The following is a 13,366-nucleotide window of genomic DNA, read 5'->3' as shown; positions in this document are numbered from 1 at the left end:
GGTTTTTGAATGCCCGCACGAGACGGGCGACGATCACGCTCGCTCAGAAATACTGAGCGGCCTGAACCCATACGCTCGGCGCGCGGTTCGGCGAGTCGCCCCCCCTGCCGAGCGGCAATGCGGCAGTCAACGACACCTGTCGGGTCGAGCCGTACCAGCTCGCGCCGAAGCCCACCGACTGCATGTGCTGCGTATTCCGTTCGCGCGTCCACGGATGCCGGTTGAGCTGGACGGCGCCCGCGTCGACGAACGTGCTGACCTGCCATCCCGGTGCGGCGAGATAACGCAGTTCCGCGCTTGCCTGCCAGCCCTGATCGCCGCTGCCTTCGCCGAGCGCATATGCGCGCACGCCGTACGGGCCACCCAGGCTGAATTTCTCCGACGAATCGAGATTGCGCGACGCAAGCTGGGCGCCCACCTGCGCGTACACCTGGAACCGGCTGCCCACGGCCTGAACGCGCTGCAGGTTCAGGTTCAGCTTCGTGAAGCTGCCGATCGCATGCGTCAGCTCGTTCGCTCCCAGCGCATCGGTACTGCGCAAGCGCCCGACGCCGAACATCAGCGAGAAGCCGTTCCGGCCGCCGCCCAGCCAGCCGTCCTGGCTGTTCCCGCTGAGCCCGAACGTCCACAGGCCGACATTCTTGTCGTTGTGCAACGAAAAGACGCCGTATTTGTCATGCAGGTTCTTGTTCTCGTACTGAATCTGGGCCGTAAGGCCCGCGTGGCGCGTGCGCACGACCGGCTGCGCGACGTACACGGTCTGCACGCTCGCGCGCCCGCTCGCGTCGAGATCGGAAAAGCCGCCTGCGAGCCGGTAGCGCAGCGACGAATACCCCACCCCGACCCGCGTCGATGCCGGTCCGACCGGTACCTGATAGGCTACGCGGTAATAGCGTTGCCGTTCATGGGTGACGAGGCCGCGCAGGCTCAGGCGATCGCCGAGCCGCAGCGGCGCATTGACATCGACGCTGCCGCCGACGCGGTAACGCCCCGTCGACGTGTCGCCGAAGTTGTCGAATTCGAGCGCCCCGGAAACGGGCGACACTCGCCGGGCCTCGACGACGAGATCGGTGGTGCCGGGCGCGTCGCCGGGACGCAACGTGCCGCGCGCGCCGACGCCGGCCAGATCGTCGAGCAGCAGCAGGCTGCGCTCGAGACCGGGGCCACGAACGACATCGCCCGCACGCAGTGCGGCGAGCGGCTGGCGCACCACGGCGTCGAATACGCGGGAATGGTTCTGGATCTCGATGCGGCCGTAGCGCCCTTCGGCGATTTCGATGCGCACGACGCCGTCGTCGATCTCCTGCTTCGGCAGATAGGCCCGTGCGAGCACGTAGCCGCGTGCGCGATAGAAGGCGGAGATCCGCTCGGTCGCACGCTGAAGATCGGCGAAGCTCAACGCATCGCCGGCCAGATCGGAGACGAGCGCCTCCAGCATCGCGCTGTCGAATACCGTATTGCCGCCGATCTCGAAGCCGCGCACAAAAACACGCGCCCCGGTTTCAGCAGGCGTCTGCGCGCCGCTGCCCGACGGCGCGATCTCGAGGTCGGGCGCGGCTTCCGGCGGCAGATCCGGCCGGGACGTTTCGATGTCGCGCATCGCAGCGCCAGCGTTCGGCACCTGCGCATACGCGTGCCCGAAGAGAATCGCGGCGCCCGTTCCCCACAGCAGCGACAGGCACATCGCGCGACCGGCGCCCACGGCCGCCCGCCGCATGCCGCGGGCTTCGATCACCCCGGCACACGCGCCGGCAGCGCGAGGACCTGCCACCCGGAAACGGCCGATGTCGTCACGACAACGGACGACGATTCTGATTGGTTCTACCCACACCCACATGCGTCACGGCACCCCGAGTCGAACTGCCGGATACGCTCCGACAATCAAATAATCCGGGGCATCCTACAGATCGTCAGTCCGTATGTATGTAGAGCAGGTACGAAATTCGCGCAGTATTTTTCGTTCAAATAGAGTCGCGTATCAACCGGCGCGGACATAAATATCGCAATCCTATTTATTTATCCCGGTCGATGCCGGCGTGCGACGGCGATCGCCGCAAAGCCCGCCGCCCCGGCCAGCAGCACCGCGGCCGCGAGCCAGAGTACCGGCGTGAACGACGCGTACCGCGCGACCAGCGGCGCCGCGACGAGCGGGCCGAGAATCTGCCCGACCCCGTACGACGCGGTCGCATAGCCCATCAGCCCGGCCGCGCGTTCGCCTTGCAACCGCCGCGCCTCGCGCATCGCGAACAGCGTGATCGCGGTAAACGGCAGGCCGAGGAGCGCGCTGCCGATCGAAAAGCCGGCCGCGTTCGGCCACACGATGCCCGCCGCGATGCCGAGCGCCTGCGTCGCGCAGCCGGCCGCCAGCAGCAGCCGGTTGTCCCAGTGCCCGGGCAGCCGCGCGGCGGTGATCGCGCCGACGATCAGCGCCGCGCCGAACATCGGCCAGAACAGGTCGGGCCACTGCGAACCGGCCGGCAGCGCGGCCCGTGCGATCACCGGCAGGAACGTCGCGGTGATGATGTAGCCGAAGCCCGGTGCGCCGTACAGCGCGACGAGCCACGCGGCGTCCGCGCGGTGGCCTCGCGTGCCGGCCCGTGCTGCCGGGGGGGCCGACCCGCCAGCCGCCGTATGCGGCACGGCGGCCGGCGGCATTGCCTGCGCGCGCGGGGCCGGGGCCGGGGTCGAGGCCGGCGCCGCACCGAACGTGCGCCAGATCGCGAGCGACAGCACGGCCGACAACGCCGCGAAGCCCAGCCAGCCTACCGCCGCACGCTGGCCGGCCAGCGCACTGCCGATCAGCCCGGTCGCCACGATGCCGACGCCCGGCCCCGCGTAGATCACCCCGCTCCATTCGGGCGCATGCAGCTCGGCCAGCCGCCGCAGCCCCCATTGCGACATGAACACGAACGTCCATGCGCTGACGACGCCCGCGACGAAACGCACGACGAGCCACACCGACAGCCAGTGACCGACGCCCATCGCGGCGGTCAGCAGCACGGTCGCCGCGAGCCCGAAGCGCACGATCCGCGCCGGTGCGACGCGCAGCGCCGCGCAACTGACCGCGCCGACGAAGTACCCCGCATAGTTCGCCGACGCGAGCCAACTGCCGGCTTTCAGGCCGATCGAGCCGTCCGCGAGCATCAGCGGCAGCAGCGGCGTGAACGCGAAACGACCGACGCCGAGTACGACGGCCAGGCCCACCATGCAGGCGAGCGCGGCCGCGCGGGCACGGCGGTCGGCCTGGTCGGACGAAAGGACGCGGGCGGCTGCGGTCAGGGCATCGAAGCGGGACATGGCGGCAAAGGCCGGCGCTTCGCGCACGCCGGCCGGATCGGAAATCGGAATGGGTTGATCCTAGCTTGACCAACCGTTCTCTAAAAATGAATAATTGAGAATCAACCCATCCCTCGGAGAGAATCATGGATCTGGCGGCGCTGGCGATCTTCCGGGCGGTCGTGCGCGAGAACGGCGTGACGCGCGCGGCGGCCAAGCTCAATCGCGTGCAGTCGAACGTCACGACGCGCATCAAGCAGCTGGAGGAAGAACTCGGCGCGGCGCTGTTCGTGCGCGACGGCCGCCGGCTCGTGCTGACGCCGGCCGGGCATACGCTGCTGCCGTATGCGGAGCGCCTGCTCGCGCTCGCCGACGAGGCGCGCGACGCGATGCGCGAGGACACGCCACGCGGCCGGTTGCGGCTCGGTACGATGGAAAGCACGGCCGCGAGCCGGCTGCCGGCCCTCCTCGCGCGCTACCACCATGCATGGCCTGACGTGTCGCTCGAACTGCTGACGGGCACGACGGGCTGCCTGATCGACCGCGTGCGCGACTTCGAGATCGACGCCGCGTTGTTCGCGCGCCCGCCCGAGCCGGACGCGCTGCCCGACACGTTCGAGACGGTGCCGATCTTCCGCGAGGATCTCGTGCTGCTCACGCCGCGCGGCCATCCGCCGGTGCACACGCCGCGCGACGTGATCCTGCCGACGCTGATCGCGTTCGAGCGCGGCTGCGCGTATCGCAAGTACGTCGAGCAGTGGTACGCCGCGCACGGCGTCAAGCCGGCGCGCGTGCTCGAACTCGGCTCGTATCACGCGATCGTCGCGTGCGTCGCGGCCGGCGCGGGCATCGCGGTCGCGCCGCGCTCGGTGCTCGATCTGCAGCCCGAGACCGGCAACATCGCCGCGCACACGATTCCCGAACTCGCAGGCATCGACACGCTGCTCGGGTGGCGGCGCGGTTATGCGTCGGCGGCGCTCGCCGCCCTCCGCGATGCGCTCACCGAAGCCACGCGGCAGCCTGGCGACGCGGCGAAGCCGGCCGCAACCGTGCCGGCCTGACCCTGGTTCGCGCGCCGCCGTGGCGATCGACGCGCACGATCTGCACAGCCTGCACAAACAAAACGACCCGACCGGCGCCTGCCGATCGGGTCGTTTTTCGATTCACGCGATGCCGTCAATGCGACGGCATCGCGTCGGTCGTGCAACGGATCAGAGCCGTTCTTCGATCCAGCCCTTCACGCCGGCCAGCGCGCCCGGCAGGTTCGCCGGTTCGGTGCCGCCCGCCTGCGCCATGTCCGGACGGCCACCGCCCTTGCCGCCGACCTGCTGCGCGACGAAGTTCACGAGCTCGCCGGCCTTGACCTTCTTGCTCGCGTCCGGCGTGACGCCCGCGATCAGGCTGACCTTGCCGCCTTCGACGGCCGCCAGCACGATCGCCGCGCTCTTCAGCTTGTCCTTCAGCTTGTCGACCGTTTCGCGCAGCGTCTTCGCGTCCGCGCCGTCGAGCGTCGCGGCCAGCACGTACACGCCGCCGATTTCGACGGCCTGCTGCGCGAGCTCGTCGCCCTGGCTCGACGCGAGCTTCGACTTCAGCGCGCCCAGCTCCTTCTCGAGCGACTTCACCTGCTCCTGCACCTGCACGATCCGTTGCGTGAGTTCCGACGGCTGCGCCTTCAGCGCGGCCGCGGCTTCGTTCACGCGTGCGTCGAGCTCCTGCACGTAGCGCACCGCGTTGTCGCCGGTGATCGCCTCGACGCGGCGGATGCCGGCCGCGACGCCGCCTTCGACGACGATCTTGAACAAGCCGATGTCGCCGGTGCGGTGCACGTGCGTGCCACCGCAGAGTTCGCGCGAGAAACCGAGGTCGAGCACGCGCACTTCGTCGCCGTACTTCTCGCCGAACAGCGCCATCGCGCCGCCCTTCACCGCTTCGTCGTACGGCATCACGCGCACGATGCCCGGCGCGTTCGCGAGGATTTCGTCGTTGACGATCTGCTCGACGCGACGGATTTCTTCGTCGGTCATCGGTGCGTTGTGCGCGAAGTCGAAGCGGGTTTTCTCCGCGTCGACGAGCGAACCCTTCTGCTGCACGTGCGCGCCGAGCACTTCGCGCAGCGCCTTGTGCATCAAGTGGGTGGCCGAGTGGTTGCGCTGCGTGCGCGCGCGGCGATGCGCGTCGATCTCCGCGCGCAGCACGTCGCCGACCTTAAGCAGGCCCTGCTCGAGCGTGCCGTGATGGCCGATCACGTCGGCCTGCACCTTCAGCGTGTCGGCCACCGTGAAGCGCGTCGCGGCGTTCGCGAGCACGCCCTGGTCGCCGACCTGGCCGCCCGATTCCGCATAGAACGGCGTATGGTCGAGCACGACGACCGCATCCTGGCCGGCCTTCACTTCGTTGACGGCCGAACCGTCGACGTACAGCGCGACGACCTTCGCGTCGTCGAACGCGATTTCCTCGTAACCGTGGAACGTGGTCTTCGCGCCCGAGTATTCGAGGCCCTGCGTGGCCTTGAACTTGCCGGCCGCGCGCGCCTGCTCGCGCTGGCGCGCCATCGCGTCGTCGAATGCCGGCTCGTCGACCGTCATCCCGCGTTCGCGGCACACGTCGGCCGTCAGGTCCAGCGGGAAGCCGTACGTATCGTGCAGCTTGAATGCGAGCTCGCCGTCGAGCACCTTGCCGCCCTTCGCCTCCACGTCGGCCAGCGCGGCTTCGAGGATCGACATCCCGTGCTCGATCGTCTCGAAGAAGCGCTCTTCTTCCTGGCGCAGCACGTCGGTCACGCGCTGTTCGGCTTCCTTCAGCTCCGGATAGGCGGTGCCCATCTCGGCGACGAGGTCGGCCACGAGCTTGTGGAAGAACGCGCCCTTGCGGCCCAGCTTGTAGCCGTGGCGGATCGCGCGGCGCACGATCCGGCGCAGCACGTAGCCGCGACCTTCGTTGCCGGGGATCACGCCGTCGACGATCAGGAACGAGCACGCGCGGATGTGATCGGCGATCACCTTCAGCGAGTTGTTCGTGAGGTCGCTGATCTCGGTCACGCGCGCGGCGGCCTTGATCAGGTTCTGGAACAGGTCGATCTCGTAGTTGCTGTGCACGTGCTGCAGCACCGCGGCGAGACGCTCGAGGCCCATGCCGGTGTCGACCGACTGCTTCGGCAGGCGCGTCATGTTGCCCTGCGCATCGCGGTTGAACTGCATGAACACGAGGTTCCAGATCTCGATGTAGCGGTCGCCGTCTTCTTCGGGCGATCCCGGCGGGCCGCCCCACACGTCCGGGCCGTGGTCGTAGAAGATTTCGGTACACGGGCCGCACGGGCCGGTGTCGCCCATCGTCCAGAAGTTGTCCGACGCGTAGCGCGCGCCCTTGTTGTCGCCGATCCGGATGATCCGCTCGGTCGGCACGCCGACTTCCTTCGCCCAGATGTCGTACGCCTCGTCGTCTTCCTGGTAGACGGTCACCCACAGCTTGTCCTTCGGCAGCTGGTAGACCGTGGTCAGCAGCTCCCACGCGAACTTGATCGCGTCGTGCTTGAAGTAGTCGCCGAACGAGAAGTTGCCGAGCATCTCGAAGAACGTGTGGTGGCGCGCCGTGTAGCCGACGTTCTCGAGGTCGTTGTGCTTGCCGCCCGCGCGCACGCTGCGCTGCGCCGTCGTGGCGCGCGAGTACGGGCGCGGGTCCGTGCCAAGGAAGACGTCCTTGAACTGGACCATGCCCGAGTTCGTGAACATCAGCGTGGGGTCGTTACCGGGCACGAGGCTCGACGAGCGGACGATCGTGTGGCCCTTCGATTCGAAGAATTTGAGGAATTTCTCGCGGATTTCGGCAGCTTTCATGGCGTGCGGGGACAGTCTGGCAAAGACGGCTTCAAACGCCGGCGCCCTTGGGCGGCGCGCGGCGGCATGGATTCGGAAACGATCGATTATACGGGATCGGGGCCGGCTTCCGGGCAAAGCGCCGGCAAAGCGGCTCGGCCATCCGGACGGCCCGGCTGGGCCACCCGGATGGCCGATTCGCCTTAAGATGCTCGGCATGCCAATTCGCCTTGCCCGCCAAGGCCAGCCATGAGAGGAGACGATTCGACGATGGGTGCCCTGAGCCATATCCGCGTGCTGGACCTGACCCGCGTGCTCGCGGGCCCGTGGTGCGCGCAGACCCTTGCCGATTTCGGCGCGGACGTGATCAAGGTCGAGCGCCCGGGCGCCGGCGACGACACGCGCCACTGGGGGCCGCCGTACCTGAAGGACGCGGACGGCGCGGATACCGCCGAGGCCGCGTACTACCTCGCGGCGAACCGCAACAAGCGCTCGGTGACGGTCGACATCGCCACGCCCGAGGGCCAGCAGATCGTGCGCGAACTCGCCGCGCAAAGCGACGTCGTGCTCGAGAACTACAAGGTCGGCCAGTTGAAGAAATACGGGCTCGATTACGAATCACTGCGCGCAGTGAAGCCCGATCTCGTCTACTGCTCCGTCACCGGCTTCGGCCAGACCGGCCCGTACGCGCACCGCGCGGGCTACGACTTCATCGTGCAGGGGATCGGCGGCTTCATGAGCATCACCGGCGAACGCGACGGCGAGCCGGGCGGCGGCCCGCAGAAGGCCGGCGTGGCGATCGCCGACCTCGCGACCGGCCTCTATTCGACGATCGCCGTGCTCGCCGCGCTCGCGCACCGCGACCGCACGGGCGAAGGCCAGTACATCGACATGGCGCTGCTCGACGTGCAGGTCGCGCTGCTCGCGAACATGAACACCAACTTCCTCGCGAGCGGCAAGCCGCCGGTGCGCTGGGGCAACGCGCATCCGAACATCGTGCCGTACCAGACGTTCCAGACGCGCGACGGCTGGATCATCGTCGCGGTCGGCAACGACGGGCAGTTCCGCAAGTTCGTCGAGGCGGGCGGCCGGCCCGGGCTGGCCGACGACGAGCGCTTCGCGACGAACCCGTCGCGCGTGCGTCACCGCGACACGCTGGTGCCGATCCTCGCGGAGATGGTGAAGGCGCGCGACAAGGCCGACTGGATCGGCGCGCTCGAAGCGGCCGGCGTGCCGTGCGGGCCGATCAACGATCTCGACGAGGTGTTCGACAACGAGCAGGTTATCGCGCGCGGGATGCAGGTCTCGCTGCCGCATCCGTGCGGCGCGGACGTGAAGCTCGTGCGCAACCCGATCCGGATGAGCGCGACGCCGCCGGACGCGCGCACGGCCCCGCCGCTGCTCGGCGCGCAGACGGAAGACGTGCTGCGCGACATGCTCGGCTACGACGACGAGCGGATTGCCGCGTTGAAGGCGAAGCAGGCGATCTGAGCGGCGCGGCGGCGGGCCGGAACGGGGGGCACCCCGGCCGGTCAGCGCCGGGCCAGCGTATCGCAGCCGCCGGCCAGCGCCGCAAGCGCTGCGGGCAATGGCGAACGCACGACGGCTGCGTAACCGCCGTGCCCGGCGGACAGACTGTCGACGGTAACGGCGACCGCGTCCGAATCCGCCGCGGCCAGGAAGACGAGCGACGGCGGCGGCTCGGACGCGATGCGATCACGGATGTCCAGCCGCCCGATCTGCCGTGGAAATTCGCGCGCAAGGTCGGCCAGATCGACCTGTCGTTGCGCGACGATCGTCGAAAGGGGCCCAAGATGCGCGGCCAGATCCGCCGACGCCATGCATTGCCGGGGGGCACGGCCGTCTGCATAAGTCACCTGCACGGCGAACCGCGCCGCGGGCTGTGAGCGCTGCGCGGTCAGCGTCAGCGCGGCGGTCGTATAGGTCAGCGACATCACCTCGTCGGGCAGCACGCCGAACAGCTCAGTGCCGGGATCGATCCGTATGCGGCTGTCGGTCCAGTCGGCGACGCTGCGCCAGCCGAAACCGGCGAGCAGACCGACCAGCATCGCCAGACCCGGGATCGCGAATCGCATTGCCGATGCGCTCTTCACGATACCTGCACCACGGTTCCCATCGGAGCCCACTCGTACAGTCGTTTCGCATCGGTCTCGGCCAGACGTACGCAGCCGTGCGATCCGAATCAGTCGCTGACGGTATTGCGCGCCATTCTCACCAGCGACAGCGGCATCGGCCGTGGTACTGGTGAAGCGCTTTGCCGTCTCCCGTGAAGAACATCGCGTAATTCATTTGCACGTTATAGGCACGACTGCGATAGGTCGGGTATTTCCGCATGATGCGGAAGGCACCCCGATCGGTCGGATGCTCACTGTCTCCCGTCACACAGTCGAAGCGGAACACCCTCGCTGCCCCCCTCAAACGCCTCCACGCTCTGACTCGAGAGGTCGACGACGATTCGTTTCGCCGCCGACGATTTTTTTCCGCCGGTCTGCTGATTCCGCGTTGCGCTGCTCGACATGCCCGCTCCTCCCGATCGAATCGAATAGACCGTCACGTTACCGGCCCGGCCGATCACAAAGTCATGGGGTTCGTCACAAAATGCAGGCGGTTGCGCGTCGCGCCGACGACAATCGTACGGGCAGCAAGGCTCACAGCGCGCCGCGACGCATCGCATGAGATTCGCGCTTTGTTAAAAAAGGTGTCCGATTCGGTGAACCACGACCGGCAGTCAGTCCGTGGTCCCCATCGCATCGAGCCAGCCGCGCGCTTGCGGCCAGTCGCCGAGCCCGCTGTCCGCGTTGATGTGGCCGCGCGGCCCGAGGTCATGGAACGTGCTGCCCCACGCGTTCGCGCAGCCGCGTGCGAAGGCGAGCGAACCGTACGGATCGTCGCTGCTCGCGACCACGCAGGTCGGAAACGGCAGCCGTTCGCGTGGAATCGGGCCGAAGCCGTGCGCGTCGGCCGGAAACGCCGGCCCGGCCGGATCGGGCAATGCGACGAGCAGCGCACCGCGCACTTTCGCGAGCGCGGCCGGCCGCGCGTAGCGGGTCGCCCACCATGCGGTGGTCAGCGTACCGAGGCTGTGGCCGGCGATCAGCACGGGCCCACGCGCGGCTTCGACCGCCCGGTCGAGCGCGCGACACCAGCCGTTGCGGAACGCGTGGTCCCAGTCCGGCATCGCGATCCGCACGAAACGCGCATCGGCGCGCTCCCAGCGGCTCTGCCAGTGAAGCGGGCCCGAATTGGCGTAGCCCGGCAAGACGAAAACGACAGGGTCGGTCATGGAAGGGGGCGTCGACGAATGGAGTCGTGTTGTAGCGTCGACGCAGTGTCGCACACCCGCCTCTCCCTGATGGTGCCTGTCAAAATCCGGGGGATGTGCGTGACCTTCGAGCGGGTGGTGACGCACTCAGCCAGGCGTCACGACCCGGGGGCCGGCGGTCGGGTGCGCCCGCCGGCGTGAATCAGCGTACGCCGGCGCCCACCAGGCCGCCTGCCGCCGCGCCGGCCACCGTGCCGACCGGGCCGCCCGTGATCAGGTAGCCGAGCGCACCGCCCGCGGCCGCGCCGATACCGGCGTTACGCTGCGTATGCGTCATCGCGCATGCGCCGAGTTGCGACAGGGCCGCGACGATCACCGCGGTACGAACGAGAAAAGTGGTCTTCTTCATCATGATTGTTGGCTTCCTCCCGCCCCGCAAAATCGCGAACGGCGGCATTGAATCGGTGAAGCCATCATAGGAAAAGCCGAACGACGCCCGCAATCCGATTTACGTCGTGTTACAGCCGACACACACTCGATATATTGCGATACGCATCGCCAGCGGACGGCGCCCGACCCGCAGGCCGCGCGGGACGGACCCCGGTCAGGTAGAATTACAGGATTAAACCGGCGCGACGCGCCGACACAACCCTGACGCCAACCGCATGAGCACCGAACGCAACGACGCCCCCGCGGCTTCCAATTTCATCCGCAACATCATCGACGACGACAACCGCACCGGCAAATGGGGCGGCCGCGTCGAGACGCGCTTCCCGCCCGAGCCGAACGGCTATCTGCACATCGGCCACGCGAAGAGCATCTGCCTGAATTTCAGCATCGCGCGCGACTACGGCGGCGTGTGCCACCTGCGCTTCGACGACACGAACCCGGAAAAGGAAAGCGTCGAATACGTCGACTCGATCGTCGACGCGGTGCGCTGGCTCGGTTTCGACTGGCGCAAGGACGCGGTCGATCATCAGTATTTCGCGAGCGACTACTACGACAAGCTGTACGAATTCGCCGAGCTGCTGATCCAGCGCGGCAAGGCATACGTCGACAGCCAGAGCGCCGACGAAATGCGCGCGAACCGCGGCTCGCTGACCGAAGGCGGCAAGCCGTCGCCGTTCCGCGACCGCACGCCCGAGGAAAACCTCGACCTGTTCCGCCGCATGAAGGCCGGCGAGTTCAAGGAAGGCGAGCACGTGCTGCGCGCGAAGATCGACATGGCGTCGCCGAACATGAACATGCGCGACCCGGTGATCTACCGGATCCGCTATGCGCACCACTACCGCACCGGCGACGCCTGGTGCGTGTATCCGATGTACGACTACACGCACTGCATCTCGGATGCGCTCGAAGGCATCACGCACTCGCTGTGCACGCTCGAGTTCGAGGATCACCGCCCGCTGTACGACTGGGTGCTGAACGAACTCGCGGAAGCCGGCGTGTTCACGCGCCCGCTGCCGCAACAGATCGAATTCTCGCGGCTGAACCTCACGTACGCGATCACCAGCAAGCGCAAGCTGCTGCAGCTCGTCACCGAAGGCCACGTCGACGGCTGGGACGACCCGCGGATGCCGACGATCGTCGGCGTGCGCCGCCGCGGCTTCACGCCGGAGAGCATCCACCTGTTCTGCGAGCGGATCGGCGTGACGAAGATCGATTCGTGGATCGACATGAGCATCTTCGAAGGCGCGCTGCGCGACGACCTCGACGACAAGGCCGCGCGTACGGTCGCGGTGCTCGATCCGCTGAAGCTCGTGATCGACAACTATCCGGAAGACCTCGAGGAAGCGTGCACGGCGCCCGTGCATCCGCACCATCCGGACCGCGGCGTGCGCACGTTCCCGATCTCGCGCGAACTGTGGATCGAGCGCGAGGATTTCGTCGAGAATCCGCCGAAGGGCTATTTCCGGCTGTTCCCGGGCAACAAGGTGCGCCTGCGCTACGGCTACGTGATCGAGTGCACGGGCTTCGACAAGGACGCCGACGGCAACGTGACGGCCGTGCACTGCAACTACTTCCCGGACAGCAAGTCGGGCACCGAAGGCGCGAACACGTACAAGGTGAAGGGCAACATCCACTGGGTCAGCGCGAAGCACGCACAGCCGGCCGAAGTGCGGATCTACGATCGCCTGTTCAAGGAGCCGCACCCGGATGCGGGCGGCGCGAACTTCCTCGAGGCGCTGAACCCCGATTCGAAGAAGATCGTGCAGGCGTACGTCGAGCCGGGCAACGGCGACGTCGCGCCGGAAACGCGCCTGCAGTTCGAGCGCCACGGCTACTTCGTTGCAGACCGTGTCGATTCGAAGCCGGGCAAGCCGGTGTTCAACCGGATCGTCGGGCTGCGCGACAGTTGGGGCAAGCCTGCCTGACGGCCGGCTCCGCGCGGCGGCGGGCGGCTTCGCAAGCCGTCCCCGCTGCCTGCCCATGAAAAAACCGGCTCCAGGGCCGGTTTTTTCATGGGCGTGCGCCGAAGGACGGCAGGCGTCAATGGAAGCCGCGGCGTCCGTTCAGGCGCCCGACAACCGCCGATGCAGTTCCACCAGCGACAGCTTCGTGCGAAACAGCCGCGCGAGACTGCGGCTCGCATAGGTGTCGACGTCGCCCGGCGCGGCCCAGCGGTACGCGTCCATCTCGGGAATCATCGAGCCGTCGCGACGGCTCGGGAACAGCGACGTACACGTGCACCGCGCGGGATCGATCTCGCCTTCGGCCACCTGCACCGCGAACAGGTGCAGGTCCTTGTCGTGCCGGTACGCGAAGCGGCCGAGATCGAGCAAGCGGGCCGGCGCGAACTCGATGCCGGTTTCCTCGAGCAGTTCGCGCAGCGCGGCGTCGGCCGGCGTCTCGCCCGGCTCGCCCTGCCCCTTCGGGATGTCCCAGTGCGTGGTGTCCGTCGCGTGCGCGAGGAACACGCGGCCACCCGCATCGAGGATCACGACGCCGCACGACACCGTGCGCGGCGCGCCGCCCCGCTTCGTCACGTGCG

Annotated in this window: 11 protein-coding genes and 1 pseudogene; 3 read left to right on the top strand and 9 right to left on the bottom strand. The window is 68.0% G+C overall.

Annotation, left to right across the window (positions count from 1 at the left end; genetic code table 11):
• Positions 1-43: 43 nt before the first annotated feature.
• Together CFB49_RS07050 and CFB49_RS07045 are read right to left on the bottom strand one after the other, a co-directional pair.
• The gene (locus tag CFB49_RS07050; protein ID WP_306426977.1) at positions 44-1,735 is read right to left on the bottom strand and encodes a ShlB/FhaC/HecB family hemolysin secretion/activation protein; all 1,692 of its coding nucleotides are present in this window, start codon (positions 1,733-1,735) and stop codon (positions 44-46) included.
• A gap of 281 nt (positions 1,736-2,016) precedes the next feature.
• On the bottom strand, positions 2,017-3,297 hold the full coding sequence (locus CFB49_RS07045; protein WP_089491430.1) for a YbfB/YjiJ family MFS transporter: 1,281 nt from the start codon (positions 3,295-3,297) through the stop codon (positions 2,017-2,019).
• Positions 3,298-3,422: 125 nt separating this feature from the next.
• Here CFB49_RS07045 and CFB49_RS07040 point away from each other — a divergent pair, with 125 nt between their 5' ends.
• Entirely contained in the window at positions 3,423-4,337 is a 915-nt protein-coding gene (locus CFB49_RS07040) for a LysR family transcriptional regulator (protein ID WP_069621297.1), read from the top strand.
• Between the two features lie 150 nt (positions 4,338-4,487).
• Here CFB49_RS07040 and alaS read toward each other — a convergent pair whose 3' ends face one another.
• Positions 4,488-7,112 carry an alanine--tRNA ligase gene (alaS, locus tag CFB49_RS07035; protein WP_089490978.1) on the bottom strand — a complete coding sequence of 875 codons (2,625 nt, stop codon included), beginning with the start codon at positions 7,110-7,112 and terminating at the stop codon, positions 4,488-4,490.
• A gap of 249 nt (positions 7,113-7,361) precedes the next feature.
• Between alaS and CFB49_RS07025 the strand changes: the two genes are divergently transcribed.
• Positions 7,362-8,582, top strand: a complete 1,221-nt coding sequence (locus CFB49_RS07025) for a CaiB/BaiF CoA transferase family protein (RefSeq protein WP_089490977.1) — start codon at positions 7,362-7,364, stop codon at positions 8,580-8,582.
• Between the two features lie 41 nt (positions 8,583-8,623).
• Here the strand turns inward: CFB49_RS07025 and CFB49_RS07020 are convergent, their stop codons facing one another.
• The 5 genes and pseudogenes from CFB49_RS07020 to CFB49_RS07005 all read right to left on the bottom strand — a co-directional run bounded on the left by CFB49_RS07020 (position 8,624) and on the right by CFB49_RS07005 (position 10,786).
• A complete protein-coding gene (locus tag CFB49_RS07020; RefSeq protein ID WP_249190328.1) occupies positions 8,624-9,187 on the bottom strand; it encodes a hypothetical protein in 564 nt (187 codons plus the stop codon).
• Between the two features lie 14 nt (positions 9,188-9,201).
• Positions 9,202-9,279, bottom strand: a pseudogene (locus tag CFB49_RS36715) (L,D-transpeptidase family protein); the annotation flags it as partial.
• 44 nt (positions 9,280-9,323) lie between these two features.
• A complete protein-coding gene (locus tag CFB49_RS36710) occupies positions 9,324-9,494 on the bottom strand; it encodes a L,D-transpeptidase (RefSeq protein ID WP_256979904.1) in 171 nt (56 codons plus the stop codon).
• Positions 9,495-9,840: 346 nt separating this feature from the next.
• The gene (locus CFB49_RS07010) at positions 9,841-10,395 is read right to left on the bottom strand and encodes an RBBP9/YdeN family alpha/beta hydrolase (RefSeq protein ID WP_089490976.1); all 555 of its coding nucleotides are present in this window, start codon (positions 10,393-10,395) and stop codon (positions 9,841-9,843) included.
• A 181-nt stretch (positions 10,396-10,576) separates the two neighbouring features.
• On the bottom strand, positions 10,577-10,786 hold the full coding sequence (locus tag CFB49_RS07005) for an ornithine acetyltransferase (RefSeq protein WP_006497729.1): 210 nt from the start codon (positions 10,784-10,786) through the stop codon (positions 10,577-10,579).
• Between the two features lie 253 nt (positions 10,787-11,039).
• On the opposite strand from CFB49_RS07005, the gene CFB49_RS07000 reads away from it, so the two are divergent.
• Positions 11,040-12,749: a glutamine--tRNA ligase/YqeY domain fusion protein gene (locus CFB49_RS07000; RefSeq protein WP_069621293.1), complete on the top strand. Its 1,710-nt coding sequence runs from the start codon at positions 11,040-11,042 to the stop codon at positions 12,747-12,749.
• A 138-nt stretch (positions 12,750-12,887) separates the two neighbouring features.
• Here CFB49_RS07000 and CFB49_RS06995 read toward each other — a convergent pair whose 3' ends face one another.
• Complete coding sequence (locus CFB49_RS06995) at positions 12,888-13,361, bottom strand: NUDIX hydrolase (RefSeq protein ID WP_089434895.1); 474 nt, start codon at positions 13,359-13,361, stop codon at positions 12,888-12,890.
• Positions 13,362-13,366: the final 5 nt, after the last annotated feature.

The organism is Burkholderia sp. AU17457 (assembly GCF_002223255.1).
GTDB lineage: Bacteria > Pseudomonadota > Gammaproteobacteria > Burkholderiales > Burkholderiaceae > Burkholderia > Burkholderia sola.
This window is presented reverse-complemented; position numbering and strand designations above follow the sequence as displayed.